This is a genomic window from Streptomyces sp. NPDC059994, assembly GCF_042737755.1.
GTDB lineage: Bacteria > Actinomycetota > Actinomycetes > Streptomycetales > Streptomycetaceae > Streptomyces.
In genome coordinates this window covers 1-18,834 of record NZ_JBHWUR010000007.1, presented here as the reverse complement: position 1 = coordinate 18,834, position 18,834 = coordinate 1, and the positions used below count along the sequence as shown (strand labels likewise).

Here is an 18,834-nt window from a genome sequence, read left to right as displayed (position 1 = left end):
CCGGCGCCGCCGCCACAGTGCCGGAGACGAGGAGGCCGGCACCCCTGAACCAGGGGTGCCGGCCTCCGGCCTGCGGCTCTCCAGAGCCGGAGGCTCAGCCCGCGAGGCGGGCCATCCACTCCTCGACCTCGTCCGCCGAGCGCGGCAGGCCCGCCGACAGGTTCTCGTGGCCGTAGGCGGTGACGACCAGGTCGTCCTCGATACGGACACCGATGCCGCGCCATTCCTCGGGCACGGTGAGGTCGTCCGGCTGGAAGTACAGGCCGGGCTCGACGGTGAGCACCATGCCCGACTCAAGGACGCCGTCGACGTACTCCTCGTTCCGGGCGTGTGCGCAGTCGTGGACGTCCAGACCGAGCATGTGACCGGTGCCCGCCATGGTGAAGCGGCGCTGGAGACCGAGCTCGTAGGCGCGCTCCGCCGGGCCTTCGATGAAGCCCCACTCCACGAGGCGGGCCGCCAGATGGCGCTGGGACGCCTCGTGGAAGTCTCGGTAGGCAGCGCCAGGCTTGACGGCGGCCATACCGGCTTCCTGGGCCTCGTACACCGCGTCGTAGACCTTGCGCTGCAGCGGCGTGAAGGTGCCGCTGATGGGGAGCGTGCGTGTGACGTCGGCGGTGTAGAGGGTGTGCGTCTCCACACCGGCGTCGAGCAGGAGGAGGTCCCCGGGGCGGACCGGGCCGTCGTTGTCCGTCCAGTGCATGATCGTGGCGTGCTCGCCCGCCGCGCAGATCGTGCCGTAGCCGACGGCGTTGCCCTCCAGGCGTGCGCGGCGGAAGAACGTGCCCTCGATCCACCGCTCGGACGACGCGATCGCCCGGGAGAGCTCACCGATCACGTCGGTGAAGCCGCGCACGGTGGAGTCCACGGCCTTGCGGAGCTCGGCTATCTCCCACTCGTCCTTGACCAGGCGGAGGTCGCTGAGCGCCTCCTCCAGTTCGGCGTCGCGCTCCTCCTCGGTGGCGAGGGCGGCCTCAAGGGACGGGTCGACTCCTCGGACGATCCGGGTCGGCGCACCGGAGGCGGCGGCGAGGTCGTCGGCCGCCGTGCGGACGTCGCGGCAGGGCAGTCCGAGCACGACCTCGGACTCGACGAGGGAGCGGCGCCGGCCCATCCACAGCTCCGCCGTGGCCCCGGTCCAGAACTCGTTGTTGTCCCTGCTGTCCCGCGGCAGCTGGTAGCAGTAGGCGTCGTGGCCGCCGTCCGCTCGGGGTTCGAGGACGAGCGCGCCGTCCCGGGCCTGGTCTCCGGTCATGTGGACGTAGCCCGTGTACGACCGGAAGGGGTAACTGTCGTCGTTGGAGCGGGTCTTGAGGTTTCCCGAGGGGATCACGAGGCGTTCGCCCGGGAAGCGCGCGGAGAGCGCGGCGCGGCGGGCGGCAGCGTACGGGGCCTGCTCGTCGGGCCGCAGATCGTGCCGCTCGGTGTCCGCCCACCCCGTCCGCATCAGCGCGGACAGTTCCTCGGAGATCCCTGAGTAGAGACCGTTCTTCCGGCCTTTCGCCACGGCGTACACCTTCCTCTGAAATGGGGCTGCTGGGTGCGTTTCCTCGGCGGACGGTACTCCGCGCCGCGCACACTCGGTGCCGAAGAGTGCCACTGGCACGAATCGGCCACAGCCCCGGCGGGTGCCGTTGATAATGCGGCGTATGACGAACGCGAAACTCGGCGAGGCCCTGCGGCTTCTGGGCATCGATCACACGGCGGGCCGGGTCTATCTGGCGCTGCTGGAGCTGGCCCCCGCGCCGCTGAGCGCGATCGCGGCCGCGGCTGGTCTGGAGGGTGCGGAGCTCGCCGCGGCGTACGGCGCGCTGGTCGACGCAGGTCTGGCCAGTGCCGCCGAGGAGGGTGGGGACGTGGTGGCCCCGGTTCCGCCGGCCGCCGGTCTGGAGATCCTGGCCCGGCACCGGGCGGCCGAGGTCGAGGAGTCGCGCATCGCCGTCGGGGGCGCGTTCGAGTCGTTCCGGCGCCAGCGGCTCGCCGCGTACAACGACAACCTCGTCGAGGTCGTCACCGGCGACGCCGTCGGCCCCCGGATCCGTCAGGCCTGGGCGAGCGCCCGCGAGCAGATCCGGCAACTTGAGTCGCCTCCCTACCTCACCCTGCCCGGCTCCACGGACGACGCGCTGGCCACGCTCGCCCGCGGGGTGACGCAGCGCGTCGTGTACTCGCGCGAGTCACTGGAGTACCCGGGCCACCTGAAGGAGGCCATCGAACCGTGCGTCAACGCCGGCGAACAGGCCAGGGTGCTGCCGTCGGTGCCGGTCAAGCTCGTGATCATCGACGAGGCGTACGCGCTCGTGTCGTTGTCGATCAAAGAGGCCGACGTGCACAACACCATGCTGGTCGTACAGCCCTGCGGCCTGCTCTCCGCGCTCATCGCTCTGTTCGAGCAGTCCTGGCAGAACGCCCTGCCGTTCCACGGCAGCACCACCCGCCCCGGCGGCGTGCCACCCGCCGACCGCCGTCTGCTGTGGCTCCTCGCGGGTGGCGCGAGCGACGACGTCATCGCCCGCGAGTTGGGACTCAGCCGCCGCACACTGTTCCGCCGCCTGCAGATCCTGATGGCCCAACTGGGGGCCGCGAACCGCTTCCAGCTCGCGCTTCAGGCACAGCGCCACGGGTGGCTGTGACACCGTCCTGCCTGAACGCCCCGGCACGGCTCAGCTGGAGCCCGTACGCAAGCGGAAGGTACGGCGGCAGGCGTCGGGAGGCACGTCCACCGTGCGGTTGAAGTGCCGCCGCAGCGTCGTGGCGGTGCCCATGCCGGTCGCCGTCGCGATGGAGGTGACGCTGTCGTCGGTCTTCTCCAGCAGCTCCTGGCGCGGTGGATCCGCTGGGTCAGCAGCCACTGCAGCGGAGTCGTGCCGGTCGCCGCGTGGAAGCGGCGGCCCAGGTTGGGCGAGCTCATTTCCACATCGACGTCGGCCCAGCCGGGGACGGTCACGGTGGCGGCCTCGCGCAGCCGCTCCAGTCCATGGTCGGGCTCCAGGCGCTCGCCCCGGACTCCCCGGCGTTGGCGGCCGTCGATGAGCGGGCCCGGTCGGCGCAGACCTTCCCCGTCGACGTCGTCGTGCGCTCCGGCGGTCGCGAGCGGCGCGCCGTGCGAGGGGCCGGGACATCCACGCCGTCAGCGCGCCGCTCGCGGTGGATGCGGTGCACCGCATCCTCGCCGGGCGGACGAGGACGGTCGGTGTCGCCTCCGCCGGCGCGCTCTTCGACGCGGCCGACTTCCTCCGTGCCCTGTCCCCGCACATCTCCTTCGACCTGGGCGAGTGACTGGGCGAGCGACTGAACGAGTGACTGGGCGAGCGAAGGACAGAGCCCGGACGCGGTGCGGCGGCCGGCGGAACACCGACGAACCTGACCGTCAAGAGGTGGCGAGGGCCCGCGTTTCGGCGGTGTAGAGCTCTGCGGGGTCGAATCCCATACCCCTGAAGTGGCCCGCGAGTTCGAGGGACAGTACGCCGTGGAGGCGGGTCCAGAAGAGGAGGGCGCGGCTGAGCGCCGACGGCGGTGCCTGGTGCTCGCGCGCCCAGGGCCGGTGCTCGGCGAGGTGGTCGTCGAGGGGAGCCGCCGGGGAGCCTTGCGGTGTGCCGGCGGCGCAGGCATCGAGGAGGACGGCCATGATCTCGGAGGCGATCCGGGTGGTGTCTTCGGGGGCCTGGTATCCGGGCACGGGGGTGCCGTAGACGAGGAAGTACCGGTGGGGGTCGTCCAGGGCCCACCGGCGCAGGGTGTGCGCCAGTTCCGCGAGGTCGGCGCCGGCCGCGGCGCGGGCCAGGAAGGTGTCGGCGAGGCTGCGATAGGCGTCCCGGATGAGCTCGGTGATCAGCTGGTCGCGGTTGGCGAAGTACCGGTAGAGCGCGGGCCCGCTCACGCCGATCTGCTTGGCGATGGCGTTGAGGGACAGGGCGGAGGCCCCGGCATCGGCGATCTGCTCCCAGGCGTGCTTCTTGATCTCCTCCCGCACCTGAGCGCGGTAGCGCTCCCGGGGGGTCCTCGCGTCCGACTCTGCCACGTCCGCCTCCAGGCTTCACGACTACAGCATCAACCTCTAGTTAGAGGCTATCACTTTCCCTCTTGACTCTCACCGGAGCTTTCAGTTATAACTTCTAACGAACGCAACAGCTTCCACAGAGCGTCTACAGAGAGGGATCGTCATGACCAGCGAGCACCTGACCGAGGTCGTCCTGCCGGGCATCGTGGCTCCGGAGGGCCTCAAGATCCGCCACGGAGCCGTACCGGAGGCCGGCCGGGGCCAGATCCTGATCGCCATGGAGGCGAGCGGGGTCTCCTTCGCCGAGCAGCAGATGCGCCGGGGGCGGTACTACGACCAGCCGCCCTTCCCGTTCGTGCCCGGCTACGACCTGGTGGGCCGCGTACTGACCACCGGAGAGGGCGTCGACCCGGAACTGGCCGGCCGGCGGGTGGCCGCGCTGGTGAAGGTCGGCGGGTGGGCCAGCCACGTCGTCGTCGACGCCGAAGACGCCGTACTCGTCCCGGACGGCCTCACGGCGGCGGAGGCGGAAACCGTGGTGGTCAACGGCATCACGGCCTGGCAGATGCTGCACCGCCGGGCGCGGGTTCGCGCCGGGCAGACCGTCCTGGTGCACGGCGCGGGCGGCGGAGTGGGCTCCGTCCTGGTCCAGCTGGCGCGTGCGGCCGGTGCCGAGGTGATCGGCACGGCGTCTCCACGGCACCACGAAGCCCTGCGAAAGGTCGGCGTGATCCCCGTCGACTACCGTGCGGGCAACGTGGCTTCCCGGGTTCGGGAGCTGGTGCCCGGCGGGGTGGACGCGGTCTTCGACCACGTCGGCGGGCGCAGCGTGATCGACTCCTGGCACCTGCTCGCACCCGGCGGCACGCTCGTCTCCTACGGCAGCGCCTCCACCCGCGACGACACCGGCTCCAAGCAGTGGCCCGTACTGAAGATCCTCGCCCGCACCTGGCTCTGGAACACCCTGCCCAACGGCCGCCGAGCCCACTTCTACAACATCTGGGCCGGCCGCGCCCTCGGCAAGGACCGGTTCCGCGCCCGCCTGCGGGCCGACCTCACCGAGGTGTTCGCCGCCGTCGCCCGGGGCGACGTCAGCGCCCGCATCGCCGCGCAACTCCCGCTCGCCCAAGCCGCCGAGGCGCTGCGCCTGGCGGAGTCCGGCACCGCCACGGGCAAGGTCGTCCTGACGCCCTGAGCCGCTCCCCGGCTCCCCCGGCCGCACCAAGCACTCTCCGGCACTCTCCGTACCGCTTCTACAACCATCGGGCCCGTTCGGCGATCAACTCCCGTGCACACAGCGACAACACTGGGAGAGCCGTGAACCGTACCGCCATCGTGTTATGCACCGTCGTCGCAGCCGCAGGGCTGGCCGCGTGCAGCAGCGACGACACCGCGCCCCAAGCGCCCGAGGCATCGAAGTCCGCCGCCATTCCGAAGGCCTCCGCATCCCAGCAAATCGCGGACGGTCTGGCCAAGTTGGGCATCCCGCGACGGCCTGATGCCGCCACTCAGGCGAGGTACATCGTCGCCTTGACCTCGATCGACCCCGACATCGTGCACGGCAAGCCCGACAAGGCGGTCGACCGTGGACGCAACCAGTGCAGCGTCATCGCGAGCAACCCGAAGGACCAGGCCAAGCAGGTGGAGCTCGCGAACAAGCGGTTCACCTCGCCCGCGCACCCGGACGGCTTCGGCCTGGCCAAGGCGGCCGAGGTCAACGAGGTGGTACACGCGCAGCTCTGTCCCGGGAGCTGACGCTTGACCGCCCTCGACGCGCCCCGAGTCCCTCATCGTCGTATCGTCGAGGGCTGAGCGGCAGTCTGCCGCGCGTACGCGAAGCACCCTGGCACAGTTCAGAATTCGCGGTCGATCCCCGTGACCGCTGCAGGCCCCAAGGGGGCGTCCTCCTCGGTGAATCCGCTGTCGCGCAGGGCAGTGGAGACCAACCGCACCGCGTGTGCTTCGGCCTCGGTGCGGCTGGCGGCCTCCACTTCGAGCCGGACGGAGAACGTGTTGCCGTCCTGGACGGTCAACAGGCTCAACTCCTCGTTCTCCCCGAAGTCGGTGTTCGCCGGGTCCTGGGGACGCAGCTTCCGCTCCACCGCGGAACGCTGGGCGTCGGTGACGCCGTGCACGAACGTGCCCGGCACGGTGATGACGTAGTCGGTCATGGAAACTCCTGACGTGCAGGCCCCCGCGGGTGTCGGGGGCATCCTCTTGGAATGCCCCGCAATGGGGATACCAACCAACCCACTCCCCCACCCGGGTGGTCGCCCGCCAAGAGCCCGCCTCGCTTCAGCCCACAACTGCTCGAACTCCTCGGCGGAGATCTCGGCTGCCCGGGACTGGCCCTGCCGGCCGTCCATGGGGTCCTCGGCGAGAACGCCGTACCGGAATACAAAGGGCCCCCGCGTGCGCCCGCGGGTCAGTGGACCTGCCCGATGGGGCGGACCACCACGGTGCTCACATCCACTCCGGCCGGCTGGCCGAGCGCCCAGGTGATGGCGTCGGCGACGTTCTCCGCGGTCATCACCGGCCCTGTGGGCGCGGCGCCCTGCGGGTGGCTGCTCCAGAACGGGGTGTCGACCCGGCCGGGGGCGATCAGGGTGACACCGACTCCGGCACCGGTGACCAGGACGCGGGTGTTCTCGGCGAGGGAGGTGAGGGCGGTCTTGCTGACCGAGTACATGTTGCCGGGGGTGTTCTTGATGCCCGCGGTACTGCCCACCAGGATGATCCGGCCCCCGTTGGCCATGAGCTCCGGGAGCGCCGCCTTCACAAGGAGAGCAGGGCCGAGGACGTTCACGAGGAGCATCTCGCGCCACTCCTCGGGGTCGCCGTCGGCGAGGTTGTCGTGGGTGGAGAACCCCGCGTTGGCGACGACGTGGTCGAGCCGCCCGAAGACCTTGACCGTGGTGTCGACGGCACCTTGGACCGCCGCGAAGTCGGTGGTGTCTGCGGCGATGGGCAACAAGGCCTCCCCGGCGCCCAGTTCGGCGGCGAATCCGTCGAGCCGTCCCTGGTCGCGGCCGGTTACGGCCACCCGATGCCCGGCCGCGACCAACCGCCGCACGGTCGCCGCACCGATCCCGCTGGCCCCGCCGGTGACAAGGGTCACCGGTCCGCCGTGCTCGCCGCTCATGACTTCCTGACTGCCGCTCATAACTCCCCCTGGAACCAAGCCTGATGATCAGCGACTCTCTACCACGCGCACAGGCACCGCCGCGCGCGGATTCCGATCCCCGTACGGGCGAGCAGCGCGGTGTACGCCAGGTGCTGGCCGGCGCACGGGCCCGTGACCGGCCCACGGACGAGGAACGCCTGCTTCTGAACGAACTCCGACGCGAGCACCGCGCCCGGGCATCACGGAGTCCACCCCGCCCCACGCGTGACATTCAGACCACGAGACGACTCACGGTGCCGGAACCGGCGGCACGGTGGTGGTGGCGGAAGGCGAAGGACCGCCCTTCCTCCAGGGCGACGTACTCTTCGAGTACTACCGTGACCTCGGCCCGGTGAAGGGGCCGCACCACGTCGACGCCATGCAGCAGTGTGACGGTGCCCCACACCACGGCGGTTCCGGTGTAGAAGTGAAGACGATCGCCAGAGACCACATCCGCGCCGCCCTGTTCCTCGGGCAACAGCGCGATGTCCGCGGTGAACGCCGTGTGGGCACGGATCGAGCCCGGCGTCGCCAGCACCTGCCCGCGCGCGGCCGCGTCCGCCGCGACGCCGCGCAGCAGCACACCGACGTTCATGCCCGCACTCGCCTCGTCGATACGTACGTGGCTCTGCTCGATGTCCGCGACGCGAGCGGTCACGCCGCTGCCGGAGCCGACGATCTCCACCTCGTCCCCCGTCCGCACCCTCCCGCGCTCGATACGGCCCGTCAGCATGACCAACCTCCCCTGCTGCAGGCGAAAGACGTCCTCGACACACATCAGGAACGTCGTCTCCACTCCGTCCACACCAGCCACCCCCTCGGTCCACCCACAGTGTGAGGGCTTCACACGCCCAAACGCTCACGGGCTCGTACGGGACAACCCTCAGGTCCCGCTGGGAGCCTTGATCGGGACACAGGGGAATTCGTCGGTGTCCACCTCGGCCTGCTTCGTGGGACCGCACACCTCGGACGAGGTGGCCTTCTCCGTGTCCGGCACGCCGAACCCGACCACGCCGACCTTGGCCGCGCCTTGCTCCACCATGCTCCCGAGGAAGGATTCGGTCCAGCTGTAGTTGCGGCACTGGCCGCCCGCGTCCCGCTGGACATCGGCAAGCTCAGCGAGCTCGCCGGGGGCGGCCGGCTTACGTACCCGTTCTGGCGTCCAACTGGTGTCCACGGCCTTCACCGCACGCCGAGCGGCATTCCCGGTTCGGTCGTCACCAAGTCCTTGCCCGGGAAGTCGGCGAACTTGGTGTACTTGGACTGCGAGGCGGCCGGTGCCGACTCCGCGCCGTCGGGCGTCTTGGGCGTCGTTCCGCTCTTGCCGTCACCGCCGCCGCCCGAACATCGCGCGACCAGTACGAGAGAGCCGACGGCAAGCGCGGTAGGCATGCGAGTCGACACGTGATCCCCCTGAGATCAGAAAACAGCATGGGATCGTCCCGGGGAGTCTGGCTGCGGCAGGATTGAACCGTGCCGAACGAGTCAGAAGACATTGAGCTGAGCGAACACGAACTGCGCGAGATCACGGGCTACGCGGCCGACTGCGCCCGCAGAGTGCTGTCGCTCTTCGAGCAGCGTCTTCCTGCGGACACGCGCCCTCGCGACGCCATCGACGCAGCACACGCCTTCGCCCGTGGCGGTCGGCGCACGGGCGCCCTGCGGCAGAGTGCATGGGCGGCGTACAGAGCGGCACAACAAGCCCCTTCACCCGCCGCGGCCGACGCGGCACGAGCGGCGAGCCATGCCGCCGCCGCTGCCTACCTCCATCCCAAGGCAAGCGCTCATCAGGTCAAACACATCCTCGGCGCGGCAGCGCACGCGGCCCGCGCGGAGGAGCTGGCAGCCGCAGAGGACCAGCGCGTCCCTGCGGAAACCCTTGACTGGGCGCGCCATCACGCCCCTCCGGCGGTCACCGCGGTGCTCGGCCGTCTGCCCATCGCACCTCCCGGAGGCGGACGCGTCGGAGAGTTCATCCGCGATCTCGACGCCGCACTCCGTACCTGAGGACGATCAGACTCGGCAGCCCGAGCCGTGATTCCTGGGCGTTGCAGGCGGCGAGGAGAGGAGTGAGGCGGCGCGCGGGTGTGGCGGGATGGACGGCGAGAAAGGTCTCGGCCATCGGGACGGGAGGAGCGAAGGGCCGGAAGACGGTGCGCCCGGCGAGGAGGCGGGCGGCCTGGGCGGCGTAGAAGACCGTCCAGTCGGCGGCGCCGGTGGCGATCGCGGCAAGGGTGTCCTGGTCGGTGGTGAAGGCGGGGCCGAGGACGGGCTCGAACCCGGCGCCGTTGCACGCCGCGCCCACCAGGTCCACCAGAGGGGGTTGTTCTCGCGAGGGACGATCCGCAGGGGCAGGGAGGCGGGGTCGGCCACGTGGACGGCAGTGCCGGTGGCAGGGGTGGGCTGCGGGAAGGGCCACGACCAGGGGATCCTTCCAGACCGGGATGAGGTCCAGCCCTTGGCTGCGACTCGCCCCGCGTACGAAGGCCGCGTCCAGCTCATCGTCCCGTACGGCTTGCAGGCGGCTGGTCGAAAAGGCCGGCACATGGCCCACCAGGAGCAGCCCGCCGCCGTCAACACGCTCATCGCGCGGCACTGGAGCGCATCACGGCCGACGCGTTCCCGAGGCCAGTGACGGGCAGCCCCTCCATCAGCCCTGCCGTTCAGGGCTGGCCGGCCTGCTTGGAGCAGGTCTGGTCGTTGGCGGGCAGCTTGCCCGTGGCCAGGTACTGGTTGACGCCGTTGTCGACGCAGGCGTTCTCATAGAGGCCGTAGATCGCGTGCCGGTTGGCGCCCTTGAGGGTGATCAGCTTGGAGCTCGGCAGCAGGCCGTGCAGAGCGACGGCACCCTTGTGCGCGGTGCGCGGGTCGCCGGTGGCGGACACGATCAGCACCTTGGCGTCGTGCTTCACCCGAGTGGGCTCCTCGCGCGGCCGGTCCCAGAAGGCGCACGGGCCGATGTTGTTGACCAGCGCGCCGAAGCGCGGGTACGCGGCACGGCTGCGCTCGATGTCCCGCCAGTAGACCTCGGGGTCGCGCGGGGCCGCCTTGTCCCCGCAGATGACCGCGGACTGCACACTGCCGTGGTGTGACTGCTCGCCGGTCATCGCGAGCCGCAGGGTCGCGGCGAAGATCGGCGACAGGCGGGTCGGCTGCCCGGCCGCGGCCTTGTTCAGCACGGACACCTGTTCGGCGAGGGTCGCCCGGGACGTGTCGGTGTCACTGTCGACCCCGGCGAGCAGGATGAACGGGACCTGGGTGTCGTCGAGTGGGAAGGTCTCGGGCGCCGTGCCGACGGTCAGCGGGCCGCGCGCGGAGGTCTTGATGATGTGGTCGATGGTGGCCAGGACCTGTGCGCGGGTGCGGCCGAGGCCGTACGTGTCGTTGCGGGCGGCAGCCCATGCGGCCCAGTCGGCGAGCGCCTGCTCGTTCTCACCGACGGCCGTCTGGAGCAGCCGGGGGCCGAACTTGCGGGGGTCGACGGCACCGTCCAGGACCACGCGGTCGGTGCGGCCGGGGAACATCTGGGTGTAGACCGTGCCCAGGTAAGTGCCGTACGAGTAACCGAAGTAGGAGATCTTCTTCTCGCCGAGCGCGCCACGGATGACGTCCATGTCCCGGGCCGTGTTACGGGTGGTGACGTGCGGCAGCACGGAGGCGTTGGTAGCACGGCACTTGGCGGCCAGATCCTTCTGCTGGGCGACCTGGCGCTCGAAACTCGCCCGGCTGAGACCGGCCGAGAAGATGTTGGTGCCGACGGACCAACCGCAGTCCAGCGGGGTACTACGGCCGACGAAGCGCGGGTCGAAGCCGACTATGTCGTACCGCGGGCCGGTCTTCTTCATCCAGGCGTGGAATTCCGGCGGGGACTCAAGCGCCTTCCCACCGGGACCACCGTTGTTGAGCAGGATCGACCCGATGCGGTGGCGGGTGTCGGTGGCCTTGAGCCGGGATATCGCGACGGTGATCGTACGGCCCCTGGGGGCGGCGTAGTCGAGCGGCACGGTGACGTCCGCGCACTGCACGCCCGCCTTGTCGAGATCGCGGCCCGTACTGTCGCCCGGCCCCTTGGCACAGCTGCCCCAGCCCAGGCGCTGATCGTAGTAACGGTCGAGCGGGGCCCCGGACTTCGACGCGGTGGGCGCCGCCGCCGTGGCCGTAACGGTGGGTACCGCACCGAGGCAGGCGGCGAGAGCGAGGCCCACGGCCGAGGTGCGGCGCAGGGCGGGGCTGGAGGTGATCACGAAGTCTCCTCGGGATGCGGGGGGTTGCGGTCGGGAGTGCAGGCGGTGTGCGCCGCGCTCGCCGTGGCCAAGGCGACCGCCACAGCGGCTGAGCTGCTGGCCAACGGCCCTACGGACGCGGCTGGTTGACATTTGCCAAAGGGGTATCTCTTCACCCTGTTCCGTATATGTCTCACACCGTCAGACACTAAGCGGAACGGCCGTCCCCTTCACTACGGCTGTCCCCCGAGCCTCGATGGGGGCACCCCTACCAATGGCCCGTCAAAGCCACACTCCGCGAGGACAATCAGCCGGAATCTACATCGCCGACATACCGTCGCCCGAGACCGAGGCATGGCGACCGTCCGTCAGGTAGCGTGCGCGGAGGCGGGTGAAGGCGGTGGGAGTCGGGCGGTACGGGAGGAACTCCTTGATCCGCTGAGCGCATTCGCGTGGGCTCGCCGTGCCGGTGTCGCACTCCAGGTCGTAGTCCCCGTGACCGTGAACCACGTCGTACTGGTGCGCTGCGAGGCCCGCCGGACGGTCGCCTCGGGCCTGCTCACGGCGCGCCAGTTCGTCCATCGGGCAGTGGACGCCGACGAACAGCACGTTCTCGGGTGGCAGAACCGTCAGGCAGTCGAGCAGCCGCCACGGTTCGCTCAGGACATGGTCGACAACAATGTCGTTGCCCACCGCGGCCATCGCCGCAGCCGAGCGGTGGAAACCCATCCTGGTCCGCCGCAGCGCCGCGTCCAACTCCTCGGCCCCGAGCTCCCGCTTGCTGCGCATCGCGTTGAAGCCGTCCACCGCCAGGTGGAAGAAGACGCCGTCATCAAGGATGTCCAGAAGGTCCCGGGCGATGCTCGTCTTCCCTGAACTGGAGGTGCCGTTGAGGAAGATGATCCGGCCGGGTGTCATATCGGCATGATGACACGGTGCCGCGTCGGCGCCGCGCCCACGGCACCTTTGTGCCTGGCGAGATCCGTGGGAGAGTCCGTCACGGAAGCCAAGTCCATGGCCGCAGACAGCGGGATGCCTTACCCCCGAAGGAATCTACGGCGCAGCCTCCTCCAGGAGTTCCGGACCGTTGTTGCGCACGTTGTTCACGGCCGGGGAGACCGGGCGGGCGTCCAGGTGGCCGCCCGCGGGCTGGGTCAGTAGGGCGCGCAGCTCGTCGGGGTCCTGGTGGTGGGGGTCGAGCCAGGCGTCGTAATGGTCCTCGGTGAGCGCCAGGGGCATGCGCGGGTGCACGCGGCCGGCCGCGTCCGTGGCCTCGGTGGTGATGATCGTGCAGGTCACCAACCAGGCGTCAGGATCGTCGTCGTGCTTGACCGAGCGATCGCGCCAGTACTCGTACAGCCCGGCGAGCGCCATCACCTGGTCGTCCTCGGGATGGATGAAGTACGGCTGCTTGCGGACTGTGCCGGTGTCTTGGTCCTTGACCTGCTCCCACTCGTAGAAGCCGTCGGCCGGCAGCAGGCAGCGGTGCTTGAGGAAGGCGCGGCGGAAGGCGGGCTTCTCGTGCACGGTCTCCACTCGGGCGTTGATCATCCGGGCGCCCACCTTCACGTCCTTCGCCCATGACGGCACCAGCCCCCAGCGCAGCGGCCGCAACTGCCTGCCGTGCGGCGCGGCATCGTCATGTCCGCGCGCGGTGCGCTCCAGGACAGCCCATACCTCGTCGGTCGGCGCGACGTTCCAGCTCGGCGCCAGACTCTCCTGGGCGCGCCAGTCGGTGACCTGGAAGAGCTGGACCAGGTCCTCGGGGCTGCGGGTGGAGACGTAACGGCCACACATGGAACCACTGTGCCACCGGGAGCACCGAGGGAAACACTGTTCCGTGGCCTATTTACGGGTAGGCGAATATGGCGGCTGCTCAAGGATGCCATTCTTGAATTCCATGACCTTTCCGTCGAAATCCATCAGATCCGACCCACCGTTCGGACGCTGGCGGCGTCTCCGGTACGCACGCGATTTACTTTCGCATTGCTTTCAGGATTCGCCTCTTCGGACGCTGACGATGACGCCGACGCGGTGGTCATCCCTCGGTACTCGGGTGCGGAGGAGACCGAGGATTCCGGTGCGGGCGAGGTGTGCAGTGCCGTACGGGACGGGTGTGTTGCGGCCTGCTCCTCTCGGCCTGCCCCGACCAGGCCCATACGTTCCGGGCCCGCTGCGCCGAGTACGGCCTCCTGGCCGTCGAGATCGGGGAGGTGACGGGTGGCGGCTCCCCCGGGACGATCGTGATGAAGGCCCTGGGAAGCGGAACCGGGAAGGGGACGCCCGCGTGACTCCGTCCGTCGTGCACCAGAAGTTCCTCTACCTCTGCGCCGCAATCGGGTTCGCCGTACTGGTCTCGGGACTCGCGGTCGGCGTCCTCCCCGAGGGCAAGCCGTGGGCCCTGTCGGCGGTGGTTCTGGAGTCGCTGGGATCGGCCGTGCTCTTCCCCATCCTGGTGCCGTTCTCCTACGACCGGCTCAAGGAGAAGTGGCCCCTGGCGTGGCTTCGCTTTTGTACGTGTCACTTGTACGTGTCACTTGTACGTGTCAGAGGGGTGTGGCGGTCGTGCCGGTCATAGGGCCTCAACTCGCCTGTACTGCCGTGGGCTTGGGCGTCGCCGGCGCCGCGGTGGGCTTGCCCCGCAGGGGTATTTCCTTGATGAAGCAGGCCGCGGCGATGCCCACGAGGCAGATGAGCGCGCCACACAGGAAGAGCGTGTGAGTGCCGGACGCCACGGCGTCGAGGTAGGCGTCCTTGACCGTGGGCGGCAGGCTCGCGAGCGCCGACGGAGCGAGCTGGGCGCTGTCGGCACGGGCGCCGTCCACGTGCGCGGCCCGCATGCCGTGCTCGACCTGACGGGCGAAGAGCGACCCGAAGAGCGCGACGCCGAAGGAGCCGCCGACGGTGCGGAACATGGTGGAGGAGGCGGAGGCGACGCCCATGTCCTTCATCTCGACGCTGTTCTGCGCGATCGTCATCGGTATCTGCATCACCAGGCCCAGGCCCGTACCGAGCACCGCCATGTAGAGGGAGGAGGTCGGACGGCTGGTGGAGGTGTCCATGGTGGAGAGCAGGGAGAGGCCGAGCACGATGCCGGCGGTGCCGACCACGGGGAAGATCTTGTACTTGCCCGTCTTGGTGGTCACCCTTCCCACGAGCTGCGCGGCCAGCACGATCGGGAGCATGAGAGGCAGCAGCAGCATTCCTGAGTTGGAGGCGGACGCGCCCTGCACGGTCTGCTGGAACATCGGCAGATAGCTGACGACGCCGAACATCGCCACACCGACGACCAGGGCCAGCACGGAGGACAGGGCCAGGTTGCGGCTGCGGAAGATGCGCAGCGGCAGCACCGGCTCCGCTGCCCGGGTCTGGGACCACAGGAACGCGGCGAGGGCGAGGACGGTGAGGACGGCCAGGCCGACGATCTCGGCCGAGTCCCAGGCGTACTGGGTACCGCCCCAGGTGGTCACGAGGATGAGCGAGCAGATGGTGACGGCCAGCAGAGCGGCCCCGGCATAGTCGATCCGTGCCTTGGTGCGGATCCTGGGCAGCCGCAGCATCAGCTGGAGCCAGACCAGGACGATCAGGCCGATCGGCAGGTTGATGTAGAAGCTCCAGCGCCAGCCGAGATGGCCGGTGAGGAACCCTCCGAGCAGCGGCCCGCCCACGGTGCCCACCGCCATGATGACCGCCGACATGCCCTGGTATGTGCCGCGTTCGCGCGGCGAGACCAGCGCGCCGATGAGCGCGAACGCGCCGACCGCGAGCCCTCCGGCCCCCAAGCCCTGCAGGGCCCGGAAGGCGATCAGCTGGTTCATGCTCTGCGCCGCGCCGGACAGGCCGGAGCCGAACAGGAAGACCACGATCGACGTGAGGAAGGTGCCCTTGCGGCCGTAGAGGTCGCCGAGCTTGCCCCAGACGGGGGTGGAGGCCGCGGTGGCGAGTGTGTAGGCGGTGACCACCCACGACAGATGGCTCAGGCCGCCGAGTTCACCGACGATCGTCGGCATCGCGGTGCCGACGATCATGTTGTCGAGCATGCCGAGCAGCATCGCGAGCATGACGCCGAGCATCGCCAGACGTATCCGCCGCGATGTATCGACCGGGTCGTCGGCCGAAGTGTCGTGGGCGGACGAGGAGGGGGCTGAAGTGATGCTTTCCGGCATGGCGCATCAGTCCTTGCGGAGGGGAGGTTCAGGGGAATGGGGCGGGGCCCGGGGCCTTCTCGCCGCTTCCAGAGAAACACAGCCGATCCATAAGTGCAACCGTTCTACTTTTGCAGCCGATATACCGGGCAGGTAGAGTGGGGGGCATGACCGAGACGATGGGGCGCCGCGAGCGCAAGAAGGCGCAGACCCGCCAGGCCCTGGCGGATGCCGCGCTGCGGCTGTTCCTGGAGCGCGGCTACGACAACGTCGGCGTCCGCGAGGTGGCGGAAGCGGCGGATGTCTCGCTGGCCACGCTGTTCAAGCACTTCGCCGGCAAAGAGGCCCTGGTCTTCGACGAGGACGAGGGCCGGGAAGCCGCGCTCGTCGCCGCCGTACGGGACCGTGCCGCGGGCCAGTCGGTCATCCACGCCCTGCGCGACCACCTGATGCAGACGTACGCGTCCCGGCCCGGCGACGACCCGGGGTTCGCCGCCTACAAGGAACTGGTGGAGTCGACGCCCGCTCTGCGGGAGGCCTCCGACCGCATGTGGCGGCGGCATGAGAGCGCCCTGACGGCCGCCATCGCCGAAGCGACCGGCGCCCCCGAGGACGACATCGCCTCCGCGGCCCTGGCCCGCTTCGCGCTGGAGACCCTCGGCCTGCTCCGTGGCCGCGACGACCCGCCGCGGATGCTGGGCGAGGTGTTCGCCCTGCTGGAGAACGGCTGGGGTCACGGGCCGGCCGGCGAGGCATCCGCCACGGGGCGGTGACGCAACCGGGGTCAAGGCGTTGTGCAATCACCGATTCGGGTGGCCGCACCCCCAGGGGTGGATCGAACGAAAGATCACAACGGTGAAGCGCGGTACGACGGGCCCCGCACCCGCACATAGAACATTCATGCGGCCACTCGCCCCCGCTTCACCGTTACGCATGACCAACCGCGCCGGTTTCCCGAGCACCAGTCCGTACTGATGCCACCGGAGGACCTCCATGGGAACCCAGCCCAACATCGTCGGCGTACACCTCGTGTTCGAACAGGCCGGGCAGGTACTCCTCCAACGGCGCTCCCCCGACGCCCGGTTCGCACCCGGTACGTGGCACGTTCCCGCCGGACACCTGGAGAGGGAGTCGGCCGCGGAGTGCGCGGTACGGGAGTGCGACGAGGAGCTCGGTGTGACCATCGAGCCCCAGGACCTCCGCCTCGTCCACGTACTCCACTACCGCAACACGATCGGCAGCACCCCGCGCATGCAACTGTTCTTCCGTGTCCTGCGCTACCGGGGCACCCCGAAGATCTGCGAGCCGGACCGCTGCACCGCGTTGGGCTGGCACCCGTACTCGGCGCTGCCCTCCCCCCTCGTCGACTACACCGCCGTCGCCCTCACCGCCATCGCGGTCGGCCGGTCCTACACCGCGATGGGGTGGGGCGCATGACCGCCACGGACCCGGTCGCGCGAGCGTGCGCCTGCAATCGGGCACACGTTGCTGACCCCGCCCCTCATCCGCACCAGCGTCCCCAGGGGCTGCGGCATGCCCTTGTGCGGGTGACCGGCACCGGCCACCCTGGCCGGATGGCCATCACACCGCGCTTAAGACGGCGCTGCGGCGCCGTGATCGCGCTCGCCGCAGCGCTCGTACTCGTCGGGACCACGGAGGCATCCGCTGCCGGGCCGCCGGAAGGCGTCGTTCAGTACGCCCACGCGCCGGGGGCCGTCGCCGACAGCTACCTCGTCGTCCTCAACCCCTCCCGCGCCGCCTCGCGTACGCCGGGGGGCCGGGCCGTCGTCGAGCGGTACGGCGGCAGGATCCGCCGCACGTACGACGCCGCACTCAACGGCTACTCGGCCCATCTGTCGGAGCGTCAGGCCCGGCGCCTCGCCGCCGATCCGGCGGTCGCCGAGGTGGCGCAGAACCGGACGCTGAGGCTCGATGCCACCCAGCCGGATCCCCCCTCCTGGGGCCTGGCCCGCCTCGACCAGCGGCGTCTGCCGATGGCCGGGGGCTACACGTACCCGGATTCGGCCGGGCAGGGGGTGACCGCGTATGTCATCGACACCGGTGTGAACATCACCCATGAGGACTTCGGCGGCCGTGCCTCCTACGGCTACGACGCCATCGACGACGACATGACCGCGCAGGACGACCACGGCCACGGCACACACGTCGCCGGTACGGTCGCGGGCACCACCTACGGGGTGGCGAAGAAGGCGAGGGTCGTCGCGGTGCGGGTGCTCGACTACACGGGCGAGGGCACCACCGAGCAGGTGGTGGCGGGCATCGACTGGGTGACCCGCAACGCGGTGAAGCCGGCCGTGGCGAACATGAGCCTGGGCGGGGACCCGGACGACGTCCTGGACGCCGCCGTCCGTAACTCCATCGCCTCCGGCATCACCTACGCCGTCGCCGCGGGAAACCAGGACATCGACGCGGCGGGCCACTCCCCCGCCCGCGTCCAGACCGCGCTGACGGTCGGGGCGGTCGGCGACCAGGACCACCGTGCCTCCTACTCCAACTACGGGCCGCTGGTGGACCTGTTCGCTCCGGGAGACTCCATCACCTCCGCCGCGTACTGGTCCGACGACTGGTACACGACCATGTCCGGCACCTCGATGGCCACGCCGCACGTCACCGGTGCGGCCGCGCTCCATCTCGCCGACCACCGCACGGCCACGCCGGCCCAGGTCGGTGCGGCACTCACCGCCTCGGCCACGACCGGATCCGTCATCGACCCGGGCGCCGGCTCGGCCAACCGGCTTCTGTACGTGGGCAGTTCACCGCAGCGTCCGCCCGGCAGCCGCTTCGCGAACACCACGGACTACCCGGTGGCCGACCTGGCGACCGTCAACTCCCCTGTGACCGTCAGCGGAGTGTCCGGCCGAGCCCCGGCGGACCTCGACGTCGAGATCGACATCAAGCACCCCGACTCCGGCGACCTGCGGATCGACGTGATCGCCCCCGACGGCACCGCGTATCCCATCAAGGACGAATGGGAGGGCTGGGCCGTCACGGACTTCACCGTGGTCTACGCGATCGACGCCTCCTCGGAGACCGCCAATGGGGTTTGGCGGCTGCGGGTGTTCGACGCCCGCGCCGGAAACACCGGCTACGTGAACTCCTGGGCGCTGCGCTTCTGAACGGGTCATCGGCGCCCCCCGCTCCGGGGAGCGCCGATGACCGGTCGCGGGGGGGGGGGGGGGGGCGGCCCCCGCCCACGAGCGCGCCCCCGCCGCTGTGGGTGGGAGGAACAACACGGCCAGCAGAGCGGGCAGAGAAAAAAACAAAAGACACCAACCCAAACAC

The 18,834-nt window shown here is 70.1% G+C and carries 20 protein-coding genes and 2 pseudogenes; 9 read left to right on the top strand and 13 right to left on the bottom strand.

All coding sequences use genetic code 11. The annotated features are described in order from the left end of the window. Positions 1–94: 94 nt before the first annotated feature. On the bottom strand, positions 95–1,507 hold the full coding sequence (locus ACFWA7_RS06125) for an aminopeptidase P family protein (protein ID WP_385821289.1): 1,413 nt from the start codon (positions 1,505–1,507) through the stop codon (positions 95–97). A 142-nt stretch (positions 1,508–1,649) separates the two neighbouring features. On the opposite strand from ACFWA7_RS06125, the gene ACFWA7_RS06120 reads away from it, so the two are divergent. Further along, positions 1,650–2,633, top strand: a complete 984-nt coding sequence (locus ACFWA7_RS06120) for a LuxR family transcriptional regulator (protein ID WP_385542015.1) — start codon at positions 1,650–1,652, stop codon at positions 2,631–2,633. A 30-nt stretch (positions 2,634–2,663) separates the two neighbouring features. Here the strand turns inward: ACFWA7_RS06120 and ACFWA7_RS06115 are convergent. Next, positions 2,664–2,911, bottom strand: a pseudogene (locus tag ACFWA7_RS06115) (helix-turn-helix domain-containing protein); the annotation flags it as partial. 87 nt (positions 2,912–2,998) lie between these two features. On the opposite strand from ACFWA7_RS06115, the pseudogene ACFWA7_RS06110 reads away from it, so the two are divergent. Next, positions 2,999–3,279: pseudogene (locus ACFWA7_RS06110) on the top strand (saccharopine dehydrogenase); the annotation flags it as partial. A 91-nt stretch (positions 3,280–3,370) separates the two neighbouring features. On the opposite strand, the gene ACFWA7_RS06105 reads toward ACFWA7_RS06110, so the two are convergent. Further along, on the bottom strand, positions 3,371–4,021 hold the full coding sequence (locus ACFWA7_RS06105; protein ID WP_385542013.1) for a TetR/AcrR family transcriptional regulator: 651 nt from the start codon (positions 4,019–4,021) through the stop codon (positions 3,371–3,373). 142 nt (positions 4,022–4,163) lie between these two features. Between ACFWA7_RS06105 and ACFWA7_RS06100 the strand changes: the two genes are divergently transcribed. Beyond that, positions 4,164–5,195, top strand: coding sequence for a medium chain dehydrogenase/reductase family protein (locus ACFWA7_RS06100; RefSeq protein WP_385821287.1), 1,032 nt, complete (start codon positions 4,164–4,166; stop codon positions 5,193–5,195). A gap of 122 nt (positions 5,196–5,317) precedes the next feature. Next, a complete protein-coding gene (locus tag ACFWA7_RS06095; RefSeq protein ID WP_385821285.1) occupies positions 5,318–5,755 on the top strand; it encodes a hypothetical protein in 438 nt (145 codons plus the stop codon). A 98-nt stretch (positions 5,756–5,853) separates the two neighbouring features. Here the strand turns inward: ACFWA7_RS06095 and ACFWA7_RS06090 are convergent, their stop codons facing one another. From ACFWA7_RS06090 to ACFWA7_RS06070, 5 genes are all read right to left on the bottom strand, one after another. Further along, complete coding sequence (locus ACFWA7_RS06090) at positions 5,854–6,171, bottom strand: hypothetical protein (protein WP_385542007.1); 318 nt, start codon at positions 6,169–6,171, stop codon at positions 5,854–5,856. A 254-nt stretch (positions 6,172–6,425) separates the two neighbouring features. After that, positions 6,426–7,163 (bottom strand): SDR family oxidoreductase, encoded by a 738-nt coding sequence (locus ACFWA7_RS06085; protein WP_385821283.1) that lies wholly within the window; start codon positions 7,161–7,163, stop codon positions 6,426–6,428. Between the two features lie 232 nt (positions 7,164–7,395). Then, a complete protein-coding gene (locus ACFWA7_RS06080; protein WP_385821281.1) occupies positions 7,396–7,968 on the bottom strand; it encodes an EF-Tu/IF-2/RF-3 family GTPase in 573 nt (190 codons plus the stop codon). Between the two features lie 78 nt (positions 7,969–8,046). Further along, positions 8,047–8,340: a hypothetical protein gene (locus tag ACFWA7_RS06075; RefSeq protein WP_385821279.1), complete on the bottom strand. Its 294-nt coding sequence runs from the start codon at positions 8,338–8,340 to the stop codon at positions 8,047–8,049. Positions 8,341–8,345: 5 nt separating this feature from the next. Continuing rightward, a complete protein-coding gene (locus ACFWA7_RS06070; protein ID WP_385542000.1) occupies positions 8,346–8,555 on the bottom strand; it encodes a hypothetical protein in 210 nt (69 codons plus the stop codon). An 81-nt stretch (positions 8,556–8,636) separates the two neighbouring features. Between ACFWA7_RS06070 and ACFWA7_RS06065 the strand changes: the two genes are divergently transcribed. Beyond that, positions 8,637–9,170 carry a putative immunity protein gene (locus tag ACFWA7_RS06065; protein ID WP_385821277.1) on the top strand — a complete coding sequence of 178 codons (534 nt, stop codon included), beginning with the start codon at positions 8,637–8,639 and terminating at the stop codon, positions 9,168–9,170. Here the strand turns inward: ACFWA7_RS06065 and ACFWA7_RS06060 are convergent. The 4 genes from ACFWA7_RS06060 to ACFWA7_RS06045 all read right to left on the bottom strand — a co-directional run bounded on the left by ACFWA7_RS06060 (position 9,136) and on the right by ACFWA7_RS06045 (position 13,183). Further along, positions 9,136–9,708: a LysR substrate-binding domain-containing protein gene (locus ACFWA7_RS06060; protein ID WP_385821465.1), complete on the bottom strand. Its 573-nt coding sequence runs from the start codon at positions 9,706–9,708 to the stop codon at positions 9,136–9,138. The genes ACFWA7_RS06065 and ACFWA7_RS06060 overlap by 35 nt on opposite strands. A gap of 118 nt (positions 9,709–9,826) precedes the next feature. Beyond that, the gene (locus ACFWA7_RS06055; protein WP_385821275.1) at positions 9,827–11,407 is read right to left on the bottom strand and encodes an alpha/beta hydrolase; all 1,581 of its coding nucleotides are present in this window, start codon (positions 11,405–11,407) and stop codon (positions 9,827–9,829) included. Between the two features lie 297 nt (positions 11,408–11,704). Continuing rightward, positions 11,705–12,304 carry a chloramphenicol phosphotransferase CPT family protein gene (locus ACFWA7_RS06050; protein ID WP_385821273.1) on the bottom strand — a complete coding sequence of 200 codons (600 nt, stop codon included), beginning with the start codon at positions 12,302–12,304 and terminating at the stop codon, positions 11,705–11,707. A 135-nt stretch (positions 12,305–12,439) separates the two neighbouring features. Further along, positions 12,440–13,183, bottom strand: coding sequence for an SOS response-associated peptidase (locus ACFWA7_RS06045; RefSeq protein ID WP_385821271.1), 744 nt, complete (start codon positions 13,181–13,183; stop codon positions 12,440–12,442). Positions 13,184–13,673: 490 nt separating this feature from the next. On the opposite strand from ACFWA7_RS06045, the gene ACFWA7_RS06040 reads away from it, so the two are divergent. Continuing rightward, positions 13,674–13,964 carry a hypothetical protein gene (locus ACFWA7_RS06040; RefSeq protein WP_385821269.1) on the top strand — a complete coding sequence of 97 codons (291 nt, stop codon included), beginning with the start codon at positions 13,674–13,676 and terminating at the stop codon, positions 13,962–13,964. 4 nt (positions 13,965–13,968) lie between these two features. On the opposite strand, the gene ACFWA7_RS06035 is transcribed toward ACFWA7_RS06040, so the two are convergent. Further along, positions 13,969–15,552 carry an MDR family MFS transporter gene (locus tag ACFWA7_RS06035; protein ID WP_385821267.1) on the bottom strand — a complete coding sequence of 528 codons (1,584 nt, stop codon included), beginning with the start codon at positions 15,550–15,552 and terminating at the stop codon, positions 13,969–13,971. A 146-nt stretch (positions 15,553–15,698) separates the two neighbouring features. On the opposite strand from ACFWA7_RS06035, the gene ACFWA7_RS06030 reads away from it, so the two are divergent. The 3 genes from ACFWA7_RS06030 to ACFWA7_RS06020 all read left to right on the top strand — a co-directional run bounded on the left by ACFWA7_RS06030 (position 15,699) and on the right by ACFWA7_RS06020 (position 18,668). Next, positions 15,699–16,304 carry a TetR/AcrR family transcriptional regulator gene (locus ACFWA7_RS06030; protein WP_385821265.1) on the top strand — a complete coding sequence of 202 codons (606 nt, stop codon included), beginning with the start codon at positions 15,699–15,701 and terminating at the stop codon, positions 16,302–16,304. A 220-nt stretch (positions 16,305–16,524) separates the two neighbouring features. Beyond that, on the top strand, positions 16,525–16,968 hold the full coding sequence (locus ACFWA7_RS06025; protein WP_385821263.1) for an NUDIX domain-containing protein: 444 nt from the start codon (positions 16,525–16,527) through the stop codon (positions 16,966–16,968). A gap of 137 nt (positions 16,969–17,105) precedes the next feature. Next, a complete protein-coding gene (locus tag ACFWA7_RS06020) occupies positions 17,106–18,668 on the top strand; it encodes a S8 family serine peptidase (protein WP_385821261.1) in 1,563 nt (520 codons plus the stop codon). Positions 18,669–18,834: the final 166 nt, after the last annotated feature.

Bases quoted from the DNA above. Each gene is read 5' to 3' on its own strand.
- ACFWA7_RS06120 (WP_385542015.1), top strand. From the start codon at position 1,650: ATGACGAACGCGAAACTCGGCGAGGCCCTGCGGCTTCTGGGCATCGAT.
- ACFWA7_RS06090 (WP_385542007.1), bottom strand. From the start codon at position 6,171: ATGACCGACTACGTCATCACCGTGCCGGGCACGTTCGTGCACGGCGTC.
- ACFWA7_RS06030 (WP_385821265.1), top strand. From the start codon at position 15,699: ATGACCGAGACGATGGGGCGCCGCGAGCGCAAGAAGGCGCAGACCCGC.
- ACFWA7_RS06100 (WP_385821287.1), top strand. From the start codon at position 4,164: ATGACCAGCGAGCACCTGACCGAGGTCGTCCTGCCGGGCATCGTGGCT.
- ACFWA7_RS06035 (WP_385821267.1), bottom strand. From the start codon at position 15,552: ATGCCGGAAAGCATCACTTCAGCCCCCTCCTCGTCCGCCCACGACACT.
- ACFWA7_RS06025 (WP_385821263.1), top strand. From the start codon at position 16,525: ATGGGAACCCAGCCCAACATCGTCGGCGTACACCTCGTGTTCGAACAG.
- ACFWA7_RS06085 (WP_385821283.1), bottom strand. From the start codon at position 7,163: ATGAGCGGCAGTCAGGAAGTCATGAGCGGCGAGCACGGCGGACCGGTG.
- ACFWA7_RS06045 (WP_385821271.1), bottom strand. From the start codon at position 13,183: ATGTGTGGCCGTTACGTCTCCACCCGCAGCCCCGAGGACCTGGTCCAG.
- ACFWA7_RS06070 (WP_385542000.1), bottom strand. From the start codon at position 8,555: ATGCCTACCGCGCTTGCCGTCGGCTCTCTCGTACTGGTCGCGCGATGT.
- ACFWA7_RS06020 (WP_385821261.1), top strand. From the start codon at position 17,106: ATGGCCATCACACCGCGCTTAAGACGGCGCTGCGGCGCCGTGATCGCG.
- ACFWA7_RS06050 (WP_385821273.1), bottom strand. From the start codon at position 12,304: ATGACACCCGGCCGGATCATCTTCCTCAACGGCACCTCCAGTTCAGGG.